General features: G+C 67.9%; 17 protein-coding genes. 9 read left to right on the top strand and 8 right to left on the bottom strand.

Going from position 1 to position 14219, the window contains the following annotated elements:
* Positions 1-13 precede the first annotated feature (13 nt).
* The gene (locus ASD30_RS21610) at positions 14-1177 is read left to right on the top strand and encodes an acetyl-CoA C-acetyltransferase (RefSeq protein WP_056687013.1); all 1164 of its coding nucleotides are present in this window, start codon (positions 14-16) and stop codon (positions 1175-1177) included.
* Here ASD30_RS21610 and ASD30_RS21605 read toward each other — a convergent pair.
* Positions 1161-1844 (bottom strand): HAD family hydrolase, encoded by a 684-nt coding sequence (locus ASD30_RS21605; RefSeq protein WP_056687010.1) that lies wholly within the window; start codon positions 1842-1844, stop codon positions 1161-1163. The two genes, ASD30_RS21610 and ASD30_RS21605, sit on opposite strands and share 17 nt — an antisense overlap.
* 70 nt (positions 1845-1914) lie before the next feature.
* Between ASD30_RS21605 and ASD30_RS21600 the strand changes: the two genes are divergently transcribed.
* From ASD30_RS21600 to ASD30_RS27680, 4 genes are all read left to right on the top strand, one after another.
* The gene (locus ASD30_RS21600; RefSeq protein ID WP_235532653.1) at positions 1915-2580 is read left to right on the top strand and encodes a uridine kinase; all 666 of its coding nucleotides are present in this window, start codon (positions 1915-1917) and stop codon (positions 2578-2580) included.
* A gap of 65 nt (positions 2581-2645) precedes the next feature.
* A complete protein-coding gene (locus tag ASD30_RS21595; RefSeq protein WP_082564071.1) occupies positions 2646-3113 on the top strand; it encodes a Zn-ribbon domain-containing OB-fold protein in 468 nt (155 codons plus the stop codon).
* Positions 3110-3577: a beta-ketoacyl synthase N-terminal-like domain-containing protein gene (locus tag ASD30_RS27685; RefSeq protein WP_235532652.1), complete on the top strand. Its 468-nt coding sequence runs from the start codon at positions 3110-3112 to the stop codon at positions 3575-3577. Before ASD30_RS21595 ends, ASD30_RS27685 begins: the two co-directional genes overlap by 4 nt.
* A gap of 10 nt (positions 3578-3587) precedes the next feature.
* Entirely contained in the window at positions 3588-4373 is a 786-nt protein-coding gene (locus tag ASD30_RS27680; RefSeq protein WP_235532651.1) for a lipid-transfer protein, read from the top strand.
* 28 nt (positions 4374-4401) lie between these two features.
* Here the strand turns inward: ASD30_RS27680 and ASD30_RS21585 are convergent, their stop codons facing one another.
* The 7 genes from ASD30_RS21585 to ASD30_RS21550 form a co-directional block, all read right to left on the bottom strand.
* Positions 4402-4602, bottom strand: a complete 201-nt coding sequence (locus ASD30_RS21585; RefSeq protein ID WP_056687002.1) for a hypothetical protein — start codon at positions 4600-4602, stop codon at positions 4402-4404.
* Positions 4603-4694: 92 nt separating this feature from the next.
* Positions 4695-5075 (bottom strand): RidA family protein, encoded by a 381-nt coding sequence (locus ASD30_RS21580; protein WP_056686999.1) that lies wholly within the window; start codon positions 5073-5075, stop codon positions 4695-4697.
* Between the two features lie 228 nt (positions 5076-5303).
* Entirely contained in the window at positions 5304-5996 is a 693-nt protein-coding gene (locus tag ASD30_RS21575; protein WP_056686996.1) for an NADPH-dependent F420 reductase, read from the bottom strand.
* A gap of 217 nt (positions 5997-6213) precedes the next feature.
* Positions 6214-6612, bottom strand: coding sequence for an HNH endonuclease (locus ASD30_RS26770; RefSeq protein ID WP_056686992.1), 399 nt, complete (start codon positions 6610-6612; stop codon positions 6214-6216).
* Positions 6551-7228 (bottom strand): DUF222 domain-containing protein, encoded by a 678-nt coding sequence (locus ASD30_RS28020; protein ID WP_442938267.1) that lies wholly within the window; start codon positions 7226-7228, stop codon positions 6551-6553. The genes ASD30_RS26770 and ASD30_RS28020 overlap by 62 nt, the downstream gene beginning before the upstream one ends.
* Positions 7229-7876: 648 nt before the next feature.
* Positions 7877-8296: a cyclic nucleotide-binding domain-containing protein gene (locus tag ASD30_RS21555; protein ID WP_056686983.1), complete on the bottom strand. Its 420-nt coding sequence runs from the start codon at positions 8294-8296 to the stop codon at positions 7877-7879.
* Positions 8297-8350: 54 nt separating this feature from the next.
* Entirely contained in the window at positions 8351-8953 is a 603-nt protein-coding gene (locus tag ASD30_RS21550) for a TetR/AcrR family transcriptional regulator (RefSeq protein ID WP_235532658.1), read from the bottom strand.
* Between the two features lie 131 nt (positions 8954-9084).
* Between ASD30_RS21550 and cysD the strand changes: the two genes are divergently transcribed.
* The 4 genes from cysD to ASD30_RS21530 are packed head-to-tail and all read left to right on the top strand — an operon-like array spanning position 9085 to position 14203.
* Positions 9085-9999, top strand: coding sequence for a sulfate adenylyltransferase subunit CysD (gene cysD / locus ASD30_RS21545; RefSeq protein WP_056686978.1), 915 nt, complete (start codon positions 9085-9087; stop codon positions 9997-9999).
* Positions 9999-11900, top strand: coding sequence for a sulfate adenylyltransferase subunit CysN (gene cysN, locus ASD30_RS21540; protein WP_056686975.1), 1902 nt, complete (start codon positions 9999-10001; stop codon positions 11898-11900). The genes cysD and cysN overlap by 1 nt, the downstream gene beginning before the upstream one ends.
* A gap of 40 nt (positions 11901-11940) precedes the next feature.
* Positions 11941-13086 (top strand): sulfotransferase family protein, encoded by a 1146-nt coding sequence (locus ASD30_RS21535; protein ID WP_056686971.1) that lies wholly within the window; start codon positions 11941-11943, stop codon positions 13084-13086.
* 55 nt (positions 13087-13141) lie between these two features.
* Entirely contained in the window at positions 13142-14203 is a 1062-nt protein-coding gene (locus ASD30_RS21530) for a DUF1214 domain-containing protein (RefSeq protein ID WP_056686967.1), read from the top strand.
* Positions 14204-14219 lie beyond the last annotated feature (16 nt).

The following is a 14219-nucleotide window of genomic DNA, read 5'->3' as shown; positions in this document are numbered from 1 at the left end:
CCGGAGGAACACCGTGGCCGAGGCCTACATCATCGACGCCGTCCGCACACCGGTCGGCAAGCGCGGCGGCGCCCTGGCCGAGATGCACTCGGCCGACCTCGGCGCCCACTCCCTGGCCGCCCTCATGCGGCGTACCGGTGTCGACCCGGGTGCCGTCGACGACGTGATCATGGGCTGTTGCGACACGATCGGCTCGCAGGCCGGCGACGTCGCGCGCACGGCGTGGCTGGTGGCCGGGCTGCCCGACCACGTGCCGGGCGTGACCATCGACCGGCAGTGCGGCTCGTCGCAGCAGGCGGTGCACTTCGCCGCCCAGGGAGTCATGTCGGGCACCCAGGACCTCGTCGTGGCGGGTGGCCTGCAGAACATGAGCGCGATCCCGATCTCGGCGGCCATGATCGTGGCCGACCAGTACGGCTTCACCACCCCCTTCGCCCAGTCGCCCGGCTGGCTCGCGCGGTACGGCGACGTCGAGGTCTCGCAGTTCAACTCGGCCGAGATGATCGCCGAGAAGTGGGACATCTCGCGGGAGCAGATGGAGGAGTTCGCCCTCTCGTCGCACGTGCGCGCGAAGGCGGCCATCGCCGAGGGGCGGTTCGTCAACGAGATCGAGCCCGTCACGCTGGCCGACGGTTCCGTCTTCGACACCGACCAGTGCCCCCGTGACACCTCGCTGGAGAAGATGGCCGGGCTGCAGCCGTTGCAGCCGGGTGGGCGCATCACGGCGGGCGTGGCCTCGCAGATCTGCGACGCGTCGTCGGCCCTGCTGATCGCCTCGGAACGGGCGGTCAAGGACCATGGGCTCACGCCCCGGGCCCGCATCCACCACCTGTCCGTGCGTGGTGACGACCCGGTCTGGATGCTCACCGGTCCCATCACGGCGACCGAGCACGCGCTGAGGAAGGCCGGCATGTCGATCGACGACATCGACCTCTTCGAGTGCAACGAGGCGTTCGCGTCCGTCGTCCTCGCCTGGTCCAAGGAGACCGGTGCGCCGCTGGAGAAGGTGAACGTCAACGGCGGCGGCATCGCCCTCGGCCACCCGATCGGCGCCACCGGCACCCGCCTGATGAGCACGCTGCTCAACGAGCTCGAGCGCACCGGCGGCCGCTACGGCCTGCAGGTGATGTGCGAGGGCGGCGGCCAGGCCAACGTCACCATCATCGAGCGTCTCTGACCCACGCCCCGAACCGAGGTCGTCGAACGGCGTCGAGCAAGGCGGCCATGTCGTCGATCACGACGTCGGCCTCGGCCAGCAGGCGCGCGGGCGTGAGCCCGGCGTACCCCACGACGGGCATGCCGGCGGCGCGAGCTGCGGCGACTCCCGACGGGCTGTCCTCCACCACTACGCATTCGCGAGGCGCCGCACCCATTTCGCGTGCGGCCAGCAGGAACAGGTCGGGAGCCGGCTTGCCGTGCGTGACGTCCTGGCTGCTGAAGATGCGGCCGGCAAAGGTGTCGAGCAGCCCCGTGCGGCCGAGGCTGAACCGGATCGCGTCATGGGTGCCCGACGAGGCGATGCAGGTCGGATGGCCGGCGGCGGTGATCCGGCCGAGCGCATCCACGAAACCTGGCACCGGCTGGAGGCGCTCGGCGAAGGCCTCTCGGTAGGTTCGGCGGCGCGCGTCGAGCCACCCGCCGGGCAGTGGGCGGCCGATGTGGCGCGCCACGTTCGCGGCCACGTCCGCGGTTGATCGACCCAGGTGCTGCTCGTGGATCTCGGCCAGCGTGATCGGCCAGCCGAGGTCGGAGATCATCGCCAGGTCGACCTCCTGCACGAGGCGTTCGGTGTCGACGACCACGCCGTCGCAGTCGAGGATCACCAGGGCGGGAGCATCGGTCACACGGGCGAAACTATCGAATGCCCCGCAATGCCTCCGGCATCCGTCACCACCGGTTCGGCATGCTGTGGGGGTGACTGATCGTGACGCCGTCCTTGACCGGCTCGCCGACCGGCTGGCTTCCGCCCGCACCGACCACCCGCTCCGTGTGGGCATCGACGGACGCTGTGGCTCGGGCAAGACGACTCTCGCCCACGAGCTGACCGACCGGTTGACGGCCCGTGGTGTGCCGGCGGTGCACCTCGACTCCGACGGCTTCCACCACGTGCGCGCCGTACGCCGACGCCCGTCCGACGACCAGGCGCGGGTCTACTACGAGAGCGCCTACGACTTGGACTCGTTGGCACAGCGGGTGCTGCGTCCACTCGGTCCCGGCGGCTCGCTGACCTACGCCACCAAGGTGCACGATCTCGAGACGGACGAGGTGTTCGACGACCGGGTCGCCACCGCTGAACCGGACGCAGTGCTGGTCGCGGCGTGCACCTTCCTCCAGCGTGGTGAGCTGCGCGAACTGTGGGACGAGGTGATCTACCTCGACACGACGCGCGAGACGGCCATGCTTCGCGGCGTCGGGCGAGACTCGTCCGCCCTCGGGGGCGAGGAACAGGCCAGGGCGGCGTACGACGCCCGCTACATGGCGGCCTGCGACATCTACGTGGCCGAGGAGCGCCCGGTCGAGCGCGCCAGCATCGTCGTTGCGTACGACGATCCGGCCGCTCCCGTCGTCACGCGGATGTAGGCTGCGCGCTACCGATCAGCGGGACTCCCCTCGCCCCGAGCGGCATGGTGCACCAAGGTGGTGCCATGACCGCCACCCCCGTGATCGACGGCTGGTTCACCACTGGTGAGGCAGCCGCCCTGCTCGGCACGCGTTGTACGTCGTGCGCCACCGTCTACTTCCCTCGCGAGACCGGCTTCTGCCGCAACCCCGCGTGCTCGGGCGAGGAGTTCGAGACCTACGAGTTCTCGCGCACGGGAACGGTGTGGTCCTACACCGATGCGCAGTACCAGCCGCCGCCGCCGTACATCCCGGCCAGTGAGTCGCACGAGCCGTTCGCCATCGCCGCTGTCCAGCTCCCCGAGGGCCTGGTCGTGCTGGGCCAGGTCGCCACCGGCTTCGGTGTCACCGACCTGCAGGTCGGAGCTCAGGTCGAGCTCGTCGTCGAGACGTTGTACGTCGACGAGTCCGGAGAGCGCACCATCTGGCGCTGGCGTCCCGCCTCGTCGGTCGAGTCCACAGGGACCGTAGAGAACATGGGAGCCCGGGCATGAAGCGCGATGTCGTGGTGGCCGGTGTCGGCATGCACCCGTGGGGGAAGTGGGGTCGTTCGTTCGTGTCGTACGGCGTCCACGCTGCCCGTGTTGCGTTGGCCGATGCGGGAGTCGACTGGAGTGACGTCGGCCTGATCGTCGGCGGTGAGACGGTCCGCAACGGGTACGGCGGCTATGTCGCCGGCGCCACGTTCGCGCAAGCGTTGGGCTGGAACGGTGCGAAGGTGGCCACCTCCTACGCCGCGTGCGCGACCGGTGCGCAGGCGTTGGACACGGCCCGCGCGCAGATCCTGTCCGGCCAGGTCGAGGTGGCGCTCGTGGTGGGTGCGGACACGACGCCGAAGGGGTTCCTGGCGCCGAATGCGGGGGAGCGGTGGGATGACCCGGACTGGTTGCGGTTCCGGTTGCTCGGCATGACCAACCCAGGGGTTCCTGGCGCCGAATGCGGGGGAGCGGTGGGATGACCCGGACTGGTTGCGGTTCCGGTTGCTCGGCATGACCAACCCGGCGTACTTCGCGCTCTATGCCCGTCGTCGGATGGACCTGTACGGCGCCACGGCGGAGGACTTCGCGGCCGTCAAGGTCAAGAACTCGCGGCACGGGTTGGCGAACCCGAATGCCCGCTATCGCAAGGAGGTCAGTGCCGACGACGTCCTCAACTCGGCCGTGGTCTGCGATCCCTTGCACCTGCTCGACATCTGCGCCACCAGCGACGGTGGCGCGGCCGTCGTACTGACCTCGGTGGAGTACGCCCGCAAGCACGGGCTCACCGACCCGGTCACGGTCAAGGCGATCTCGACGGTGACGCCGAGGTTCCCGCAGACCACGATCGACATGCCCCTGATGTCCACAGACGCCGGGTCCAGTGCCGAACGGACCTTCAAGGAGTCGATCGCCGACGCGGCGTACGCCGAAGCCGACCTTGGCCCGGAGGACGTCGATGTGGCGGAGGTCTACGACCTGTCGACCGCTCTCGAGCTGGACTGGATGGAGGATCTCGGCCTGTGCAAGCGCGGTGAGGCCGAGCACCTGTTGCGGGCCGGGGACACCACGATCGGTGGCCGCATCCCGGTGAACCCCTCGGGTGGGTTGGCCTGCTTCGGTGAGGCGGTGCCGGCGCAGGCGTTGGCCCAGGTCTGTGAGCTCACCTGGCAGCTGCGTGGTCAGGCCGAGGGTCGTCAGGTGGAGGGTGCCCGGGTCGGGATCACCGCCAACCAGGGCCTGTTCGGCCACGGGTCCTCGGTCATCCTCGCGCGCTGACCCGTTTGGGCGGCGGACGGCCAGTTGCTCAGCGGTCCTCGGGCGTCTCGGCGTCGGCGATCGAGTCGTCGGTCTGGTCCGGCCGATTGACCTGCTCCTCAGGGTCGAGGTCGACGCGCTCGGAGATGTCTGCCGTCTCCATGTGTTCCTCGGCCGGCACGTCTTCCGGCTCGATGTGCCGGTTCTTGTCGGACGGTGCAGGCCCGGGTTCGTTCGGTGAGTTGGTCATGACCAGCGGTACCCAACTCGACCGGCGCCATGAGAGCGACTGGACCGTTGTCGAGAACCGGGAAAGATTGGACTTGGACCGCCAGCGCGCGCTCAGGCCAGGAATGCGGTCATTCGGATCGAGACGAGCAGGCCCGGTATCTCTGCCCCTAGCTTGGCCGCGTAGCGGGCAGGTGGCTCAGACGGGAACCACCGGGCGTACTCCTCGTTCATGCCGGCGAAGTCGCTCGGGTCGGCGAGGAGGACGCCTATCTCGACGACGTCATCGAGCGTCGCACCGGCTTGTCGCAGAATGGCTTCGCAGTTCGCCAATGCCTGCCTGGTCTGGGCCTGGATGTCGTCGCCCGCCATGCGGCCGGTGCTCACATCGATGCCGGTGGTTCCTGAGATGAACACCTGGGATCCAGCCCGGACTCCTTGGCTGAAAAGTGGTGAGCTGGGCGCGTTCGACGTCGTGACGATCTGTCGGGGCATCTCGGACCTCCGGCCCGATCGTCCCACCGTCAGGAGTTGAGGGGAAGGCCCCCCGCGCCTCGGTACGCCAGACATCGACTTGAACCACGTGTCGACCGTTCCGGCTCAGAAGGTCCACCACACGCACGGCATCCTGGTCGCCAGCACCGAGATCGTGCCCTCGTGCTGCGCACGCAGTGAAGCTCCCGGGCCACTCGGGGTTCGATCAGTCCAACCAACGTCGCCCGATCACATGTCGCGGTACCGCCGCGCCGCGCCGAGGGCGGTCTGCAGCACATCGGCCGGGGTGGGACGGGCAGACCAGTCGGGGTAGGTCGTTCCCGGCTCGACGTACGGCATCACGTAGGCCGCGGTGTCGCGCTGGTAGCGCCATCCCTCGGCGAGCGACCCGACGTCGAGCGCGTCGTACCCGACTGCGTCGAGGAACTGCCGAACCGCCTGCTTGGCCGTGTCGTCATCGCCCGCGATCGTGAGGGTCGATCGTTCGGGATTGCCCGCGGGTCGCGGGAGTGCAGCGAGGTGGTCAACGTAGATGTTGTTGAAGCCCTTGACCACGTGGGAGCCGGCCAAGTGCGCCTGCAGCAGTTCGCTCGTCGTCGTCGACTCGGCATCGAGCACCGCGATGTGCCCGTCCCGGTCGGGGTAGTAGTTGTTGGTGTCGATCACGACCTTGCCGCGCAGGGACTCTGCAGGAACCTGTCTGTAGTTCTTCAGCGGCACCGACACCACCGCGATGTCTGCCGCCTCGGCCGCATCTGCAGCGGTTGCGGCTCSCGCCCGAGGACCGAGCGAGTCGACAAGGTCAGTCAACGTCTCCGGTCCGCGGCTGTTGCTCAGCACGACGTCGTATCCCGCGGCCACCGCCAATCTCGCCACGGTGCTACCGATGTTTCCACTGCCGATGAGTCCGATCGTTGTCATGCTGACTCAAGCGAGGTGGCGGCCCCGGCATTCCGCGTCGTCCGGATCTCGGCATGACCGCGCGGTCCGAAGGCGCTGATCATGAGGCGGCCAGGGTCTCGAGACACGAGCCATTCCGTAGCCAACTTCTCGCGTCACAGGCCCATCAGCCCGTCATGACCTCAAGAGATTGTCCATGGCGGCGATCCGAGAATCTTCGCTGCATCTCGACAACCGTTCAGGCGGCGTCGTCGATGAGCTCGTACTCGGCGAGGAGGTCGCTCGGGTCTTGTGGTTCGACCACGGTCAGGTGGCGTGGTGGGTCGGCCCAGCCGGGTAGGGGTGGTGCGGTGGAGACGTAGGTGTGACCGGTCGGGGTGGTCGTGGTGACTTGATGTCGACCGTGGGGTGGGTGGTGGCCGGTGGCGGTCCAGCCGGGGGCTTGTTTGGCGTAGTTGCAGCCCTCGCACAGTCCTTGGAGGTCTTCCTCGACCGTTTCACCGCCGTTGGCGATGCCGGTGGCGTGGTCGATGTGGCGGATGGGTGCGTCGCAGAACAGGGTGCGGCAGATGCCGCTATCTCTGGTGCGGATGAGGGTGGCGAGTCCCTGGGGGACGATCCGGGCCCTCGAGTCCATCGCCGTGAGGCCGCCGTGGGGTGAGGCGTACACCTTGCGCAACCAGGTCTGCAATCCCGTCTTGGCTCCGGCTTCCAGGCTGGTCGCGACCAGATGGCGGGCCAGGTCGGCGGGGAGGGATGGTGCCGTGTCCGTCGAGGTGCGCGGGGTCGTGACTGGTGCCGAGGAGCGTCTGGTCGGAGACCACCAGGTTGATCATCACCGGCACCGCCGGAGCGTCGGCCTTGCCGGTGACACGTTCGACGAGGGTGTCGGCCATGATCTGCGCCCGGGAGCGTTCGTCACCGGATGCGATCAACGTGTCGGCGGCCCTCTTCAACGCCGCGTACACCTCGACGCCCTGCCCGACCGGCAGGTGCCCGGTCAGGTAGGTCATCGTGTCCGGTGCCGGACGGATGGTGACCCGGCGGTCCTTCTCCGCCTTCGCGCGGCGGTGCGCGACCGAGGCGGGGTCGAGCTTCGCGGCCATTTTGCGGGCCTGGTCACCGACCTGTTTCTCCGACAGCTTCGCGACGGCCTCGGGGTCGCCGGCGATCTCCTTGTCGACCTTCGCGCGGTCGTCGACCTCGAGGCAGGCGGTCTCCTTGGCGAGGAGGGTGGCGGCCCATTCGGTGATCTGTCNGGTCGCCGGCGATCTCCTTGTCGACCTTCGCGCGGTCGTCGACCTCGAGGCAGGCGGTCTCCTTGGCGAGGAGGGTGGCGGCCCATTCGGTGATCTGTCCGGCCCGGAACGCGGCACGGGTGTGCGGCAACTCCTTGCGCAGGAGCTTGGCGAGGCCGAGGTGACGCTTCCCGCGGTAGGGCGACTCCCGGCGCGCCAACGCGAGCTGCTCGGGGATGCCGCGACCCTGGCGGCGCTTCCCGACCCCGGAGGCGGCGGCCTTGGCACGCATCGACTCGTCGAAGTCGACCGAGAGCTCGGCCTGGGCGGCGGCGATGGCTGACTTGAGGGTTTCGAGGGCGCCGATGACGTCGATGCGGGCGTCGTCGTCGCTCACCGCCTCGGAGATGCTCTGCAAGGCTGAGGTCCAGGCGGTCACTGTCGAGGCGTCCAGCACCACTCCAGGGGCCGTGGTGGGCTCCTGGGGTGGGGTGACTTCGGATGCTTCGAACATGTGTTCGAGTCTATCGAGTTTCGTCAACCCTGGCAAGGGATTCTCGACATCTGTGGAGAGGAGATTCCGGTTGTCAAGAGCGCAGCGGTCTCCATGGGCGGGCCCGTTCGTCGCCCTGATCGACCACCGGTTCCGGGGGCTGTGCCGGGCTACCGGCCTTCCTGGTGGCGGGTGAGGTTCTCCTGCACGCGTTGGGCGACCAGCTTGTCCTCCCGGAGCAGGGCGCTCATCTCGCGTGAGTTCAGCACCAACAGCCGCATCGGCGTCTTCGCGGTGACGGTCGCCGCGCGCACGGTGTGCTTGAGCACGCCCATCTCGCCGACCAGCTCACCGATCTCGGTGTCGCGGACGGGCTTGCCGTCGACCTCGATCTCGGCCACCCCGTCGGCGATGATGAACGTCTCGTAGGCGCCCTCACCCTGGGAGGTGAGCACCTTGCCGGCGGCGACGTTCACGTCGTCGAGATGCTGGTCGATCCGCGCGAGCACCTTGGTCGACAGACCCTCGAAGAAGGGGACCTGTCGCAGCACGTCGATGCGCTCCTTGGGTACCCGGTTCCTGTTGAACATTCCTGCCCCTTCCGCCCTGCTCAGAGTGGCAGCGGGCCGGGTGCGTGGCAAGGCCTAGCTTGTGATCCCCCGGGTGATCGCGTGCGCGGCGAACGTGACCAGCTCGGCCGGGTCGAGGTCTCCCCAGTCGTTGACGAGGGCGTCGGACACGCCGGCCAGGCCCGAGTGCACGAAGCGGAGCATCGCCGGGTCGTCGGTGAGGCTCCGTCCCTCGATGCGTGCTGCCTCGACCAGCGCATGGCGCAGCGCGTCGTCGTAGCGACCGAAGCTCTCGCGCAGCCGGCTCACGGACTCGCTCCGGTCGCGTTCGGTGGCGCCGGTGGTGTCGCGCCAGGCGGCGGTCATCCGGACGACGCGCCTCCACTGTCGGGCCGACTCGGGGATCAGTGCCTCGATCAGGGCCGCGACGCCGTCGGCGCGCGGCAGGGAGGCGACGAAGTCGGCGGACTCGGCCTGGCTCTCCTCGAGCAGCGCGACGAAGATGTCCTGCTTGTCGGTGAAGTACTGGTAGATCAGGCCGGTGCTGGTACCGGCCCTTTGGGCGACCGCGCGGATCGTCAGTGCGGCGTACCCGCCCTCGTCCAGCAGCGCTGCGGCGGCATCGAGGGTGCCGCGGCGCCGGGCCTCTGCGTCGCCGTGGATCGACCTGGCGTTCATCCCGTTCACTGGGACACCTTAACCACGACGGACCCAGAATGAACAATGTTCATTTTGTCATGGCAGTCGCTGACGCCGCCCCGAGTGGGTGGGCGACGGCGGGCCGTCCATCCCTGGGAGGTACCGGCACGATGAGCACCACGCACCCCGTCCTGACGCACCTGGAACGTCTGGAGGCTGAGAGCATCCACATCATGCGGGCGGCAGTCGCCGAGAGCGAGAACCCCGTGATGCTCTACTCGGTCGGCAAGGACAGTGCGGTGATGCTGCACCTGGCCCGCAAGGCGTTCTACCCGTCACGGCTCCCGTTCCCGCTGCTCCACGTCGACACCACGTGGAAGTTCCGCGAGATGTACGAGCTGCGGGACGCGACCGCAGCGGCGGGCGACCTGGACCTGCTGGTCCACCAGAACCCCGAGTGCGTCGAGAAGTCGATCAACCCGTTCACCCACGGGTCTGCCACCCACACCGACATGTGGAAGACCGAAGGGCTCAAGCAGGCCCTCGACCTCCACAAGTTCGACGCGGCCTTCGGTGGTGCCCGCCGCGACGAGGAGAAGTCGCGGGCCAAGGAGCGCATCTTCTCGATCCGCTCTGCCGAGCACCGGTGGGACCCGAAGCAGCAGCGCCCCGAGCTGTGGCGGATGTACAACGTGCGCAAGTCGCCCGGCGAGAGCCTGCGCGTCTTCCCGCTCTCCAACTGGACCGAGCTCGACGTCTGGGAGTACATCCGGCAGGAGGAGATCCCGATCGTGCCCCTCTACTTCGCGGCGAAGCGGCCGGTCGTCGAGCGTGACGGCGCGTTGATCATGGTCGACGACGAGCGGATGCCGTTGCTGCCGGGCGAGGAACCCGAGCTGAAGAGCGTGCGCTTCCGGACCCTCGGCTGCTATCCGCTGACCGGCGCCGTCGAGAGCGTCGCCACGACCCTGACCGACATCATCCAGGAAATGTTGCTGACCACCACCTCCGAGCGACAGGGGCGAGTGATCGACCACGACAGCACCGCGTCCATGGAGAAGAAGAAGCAGGAAGGCTACTTCTGATGACCCACTCGACCGACCTGATCGCCGACGACATCGAGCAGTACCTCGAGCGGCACGCGAACAAGACCATGCTCCGCTTCATCACCTGCGGCAGTGTCGACGACGGCAAGTCCACGCTCATCGGCCGGCTGCTCTACGAATCGAAGCTGGTCTTCGAGGACCAGCTCACGGCACTCGAGACCGACTCGCGCAAGGTGGGCACCCAGGGCGAGGGCCTCGACTTTGCGTTGCTGGTCGACGGCCTGGCCGCCGAACGCGAGCAGGGCATCACGATCGACGTGGCCTATCGCTACTTCTCCACCGAGCAGCGCAAGTTCGTCGTCGCCGACACCCCGGGCCATGAGCAGTACACCCGGAACATGGTCACCGGAGCCTCCACCGCGGACCTCGCGGTGATCCTCGTCGATGCCCGCAAGGGTGTGCTGACCCAGACCCGACGGCACTCGTTCCTCGTGTCCCTGCTGGGGATTCGCCACGTGGTGCTCGCGGTCAACAAGCTCGACCTGGTCGACTACTCGCAGGAGGTCTTCGACCAGATCGTCGCCGACTACAGCGGCTTCGCGAAGGAGATCGGCCTCGACGACGTCGTGGCCATCCCGATGTCGGCGTACGTCGGCGACAACCTGACCGAGCGCAGCGCCAACACGCCTTGGTACGACGGCCCGACCCTGATCGGCCACCTCGAGTCGGTGCAGATCGACGACGAGCTGCTCACCAGCCCGTTCCGGATGCCCGTGCAGTGGGTGAACCGGCCGGACCTCGACTTCCGTGGCTTCTCCGGCCAGATCGTCAGCGGCGTGGTGCGGCCCGGTGACCGGGTGCGCGTCCTGCCCAGCGGCCGCGAGTCGTCGGTCTCGCGGATCGTCACGATGGACGGCGACCTGGCGGAGGCGATCGCCGGCCAGTCCGTCACGATCACCCTGGCCGACGAGATCGACATCAGTCGGGGCGACGTGCTCGCCATCGCCGACGACCTGCCCGATGTCGCCGACCAGTTCGAGGCACACGTGGTCTGGATGGGCGAGGAGGAGATGCTGCCCGAGCGGCCCTACCTCTGCCAGATCGGCACGATGACGGTGCAGGCGCGGATCACCAAGCCCAAGCACAAGGTCAACGTCAACACCCTCGAGAAGACGGCGACCAACACGCTCGCTCTCAACGAGATCGGCGTCTGCAACCTCAGCTTCGACCGCCCCGTGCCGTTCGACCCGTACGCCGCGAACCGCGACACCGGCGGGTTCATCCTGATCGACCGGCTGACCAACTCCACGGTGGGTGCCGGCATGATCGCGCACTCGCTGCGTCGCTCGGACAACATTCACTGGCAGGTCGTGGACGTCGACGAGCGGGCCCGCGAGGCGCTGAACGGACACCGTCCGCAGGTGCTCTGGCTGACCGGTCTCTCCGGCTCCGGCAAGTCGACGATCGCCAACCACCTCGAGCGACGGCTGCACGCACTCGGCGCGCACACCTATCTCCTGGACGGCGACAACATCCGCCACGGCCTGAACCGGGACCTCGGGTTCACCGAGGCCGACCGGGTGGAGAACATCCGGCGGGTCACCGAGGTGGCCCGGCTGATGGCCGACGCCGGCCTGGTCGTGATCGCGTCCTTCATCTCGCCGTTCCGCGCCGAGCGCGAGGCGGCCAGGGAGCTGGTCGGGGCCGACCAGTTCTGCGAGGTCTTCGTGGACACCCCCATCGACGTCGCCGAAGGGCGGGACCCCAAGGGGCTCTACAAGAAGGCGCGTCGCGGTGAGCTGGCCAACTTCACCGGCATCGACTCGCCGTACGAGCCACCTCTCGCGCCGGAGCTGCGGATCGACACCACGTCCGTCTCGCCGGAGCAGGCGAGCGACCAGATCGTGGGCCTGCTCCGCGCCCGCGGCGTCATCTCGTGACCCAGACCCACCAGGGCACCACTCAGGGAAGGACTGACCGATGACCCACGACCACGACGGCATTGGTTCCATCGAGGGCCTGCAGACCGCCGCGCGCGAGGCGTCCGGGTACGACGACTTCGGCACGGACGACTACCTCGAGGGGCTCCAGGTCCTGCTCGAGTCGTTTGAGCGAGAGGCCGACCTCACCCCTCAGGGAAAGGTGATCGCCCGCAAGCTGATCACCGGAGCGCTCACGGGGCGCCTGACCAGCGAGGCCGGATTCGCGAGACACCCCGAGCATGTCGACGTCCCGATCGAGCGGCCGATCTTCGTCGTCGGCCTGACCCGAACCGGCAGCACCGCACTGCACCGCCTGCTCGGAGCTGACCCGGCGCACCAGGGGGTCGAGATGTGGCTCGCCGAGCGGCCGCAGCCACGACCCGAGCGCGACACATGGGCGGAGAACGAGGACTTCCGGCGTTCGGACGCCTTCTACCGGGCCCGCCAGGCGGCCGAGGCCGACCTGATGAAGGTGCACTTCATGGGCGCGGAGGAGGTCGAGGAGTGCTGGCGGCTGCTGCAGCAGACGATGCTCTCGACCTCGTTCGAGACCGTGTCCTACGTTCCGTCGTACAGCACGTGGCTGTCGGGCCAGGACTGGACCGAGACGTACGCGCGCCACAGGAAGAACCTTCAGCTGATCGGGCTGCATGCCGCCGACCGGCGATGGGTGCTCAAGAGCCCCAGCCATGTCTTCGCGATCGACGAGATCATGAAGGTCTATCCGGACGCGTTGTTCGTGCGCACGTTCCGGGACCCGCTCACGTCGATGGCGTCGACCTTCAGCCTCTCGGAGCAGGGCGGACACGGTATGTCGAAGTCCTTCGACCGCCCCGCCATCGGGCGCACCCAGCTCGACCTGTGGGCGCGCGGCAACGCGAACTTCAACGAGGCGCGGCTGCGGTACGACCCGGAGCAGTTCATCGACGTCGACTACGACGGCTTCGTCTCCGATGCCGTCGGCACCGTCGAGAAGATCTATGCGCAGTTCGCCATGCCCTTCACGGACGCGGCCCGCGCGGCCGTGACGGCATCCCATGAAGCCAGCCTCTCCGACCATCGCCGTCCGTCACACCGCTACTCCCTCGAGGAGTTCGGCGTGAGCGCCTCCGAGGTCGAGGCGAAGTTCGCCGGCGCTTCCTGAACCTTCGCCGGCACTGTCCGAGAAACGAACCGTCAACCAGAACAGGGACACTCGAATGAACGCCACCTGGGAGAAGTTCTGTGCAGATCTGCTCGAGGTCGGGAAGATCCTGGAGGACGACATCGTCCCCCAGGACCCGCTGACCCAGGCCGAGGGAGTCCGCTACCTGAGTCGGCTGCTCCGGTACGGCACGATCAACAGCGTCGAGTTCACCGATCCACGGTGGCCGAGCTTCACCTCCGCGCCCAACCCCAACATGATGACGAAGATCGGTGCCGACAACCCCGACAACGTCTACATGCGGGCCAACGTCTCGGGCAGCTACCGCTACCGGGTCACCGGGACCCGCGGCACGGTTCCGTTGATCACGTTCGGTTCACGCGTCAACCGCTACCACATCGACGGCACCATGCTTCAGACCGGCGACCTGCACATCCACGACGTCGAGGTCGACGAGCACGGCCGGTTCGAGTTCATCGCGAGCGTGGACGAACCGGCGGACGGCGCCTGGCTGCCGTTGTCACCGGACAGCAACCTGATCTCGGTCCGGCAGACCCACCAGGACCGCCGCAACGAGGTCGTCGGTGAGCTGTCCATCGAATGCCTCAACCCTGACGGGGAGTTCAAGCCGTTGGACCCTGACGTGGTGGGGGAGCGTCTCACCAAGGCCGTCGAGGTCGTGAAGGGCATGTCGGAGACCTTCCTCGAGTGGTCCCGCAAGTTCCAGCCCCGCGCCAACGAGATCTTCGACTGGGGTCAGGACTACTTCCAGGATGCCGGCGGTGACCCGACCATCTTCTACCTGCACGGCTACTGGAAGCTGGCCGAGGACGAGGCATGGGTGATCGAGACCGAGGTCCCGAACTGCGAGTACTTCAACTTCGTCCTGCAGAACTTCTGGGTGGAGTCACTCGACTACAACCGCGCGAACATCTACCTCAACAACCACACCGCGAAGCTCAACGACGACGGCACGCTGACGATCGTGGTGGCAGCCAAGGACCCCGGGTACGGCAACTGGATCGACACCGACTCACATCGTGAGGGCACCTGGGCGATGCGCTGGATCAAGGCCGACTCGCACCCGATCCCGACCGCGAAGGTCGTCAAGCTCTGACCGGGGGAGGTGCTGC

The sequence above is a fragment of the Nocardioides sp. Root140 genome (assembly GCF_001426745.1).
In the GTDB taxonomy this organism is placed as follows: domain Bacteria; phylum Actinomycetota; class Actinomycetes; order Propionibacteriales; family Nocardioidaceae; genus Nocardioides.
Note: the sequence above shows the minus strand (reverse complement) of the source record. Positions and strands in the feature narration are given on the sequence as shown.

Coding starts and splice junctions, on each gene's coding strand:
- ASD30_RS27685 (WP_235532652.1), top strand. CDS start 3,110: ATGAAGCGCGATGTCGTGGTGGCCGGTGTCGGCATGCACCCGTGGGGG.
- ASD30_RS21585 (WP_056687002.1), bottom strand. CDS start 4,602: ATGACCAACTCACCGAACGAACCCGGGCCTGCACCGTCCGACAAGAAC.
- cysN (WP_056686975.1), top strand. CDS start 9,999: ATGACCCACTCGACCGACCTGATCGCCGACGACATCGAGCAGTACCTC.
- ASD30_RS21535 (WP_056686971.1), top strand. CDS start 11,941: ATGACCCACGACCACGACGGCATTGGTTCCATCGAGGGCCTGCAGACC.
- ASD30_RS21595 (WP_082564071.1), top strand. CDS start 2,646: ATGACCGCCACCCCCGTGATCGACGGCTGGTTCACCACTGGTGAGGCA.
- ASD30_RS26770 (WP_056686992.1), bottom strand. CDS start 6,612: ATGGACTCGAGGGCCCGGATCGTCCCCCAGGGACTCGCCACCCTCATC.
- ASD30_RS21555 (WP_056686983.1), bottom strand. CDS start 8,296: ATGTTCAACAGGAACCGGGTACCCAAGGAGCGCATCGACGTGCTGCGA.
- ASD30_RS21550 (WP_235532658.1), bottom strand. CDS start 8,953: ATGAACGCCAGGTCGATCCACGGCGACGCAGAGGCCCGGCGCCGCGGC.
- cysD (WP_056686978.1), top strand. CDS start 9,085: ATGAGCACCACGCACCCCGTCCTGACGCACCTGGAACGTCTGGAGGCT.
- ASD30_RS21580 (WP_056686999.1), bottom strand. CDS start 5,075: ATGCCCCGACAGATCGTCACGACGTCGAACGCGCCCAGCTCACCACTT.
- ASD30_RS21530 (WP_056686967.1), top strand. CDS start 13,142: ATGAACGCCACCTGGGAGAAGTTCTGTGCAGATCTGCTCGAGGTCGGG.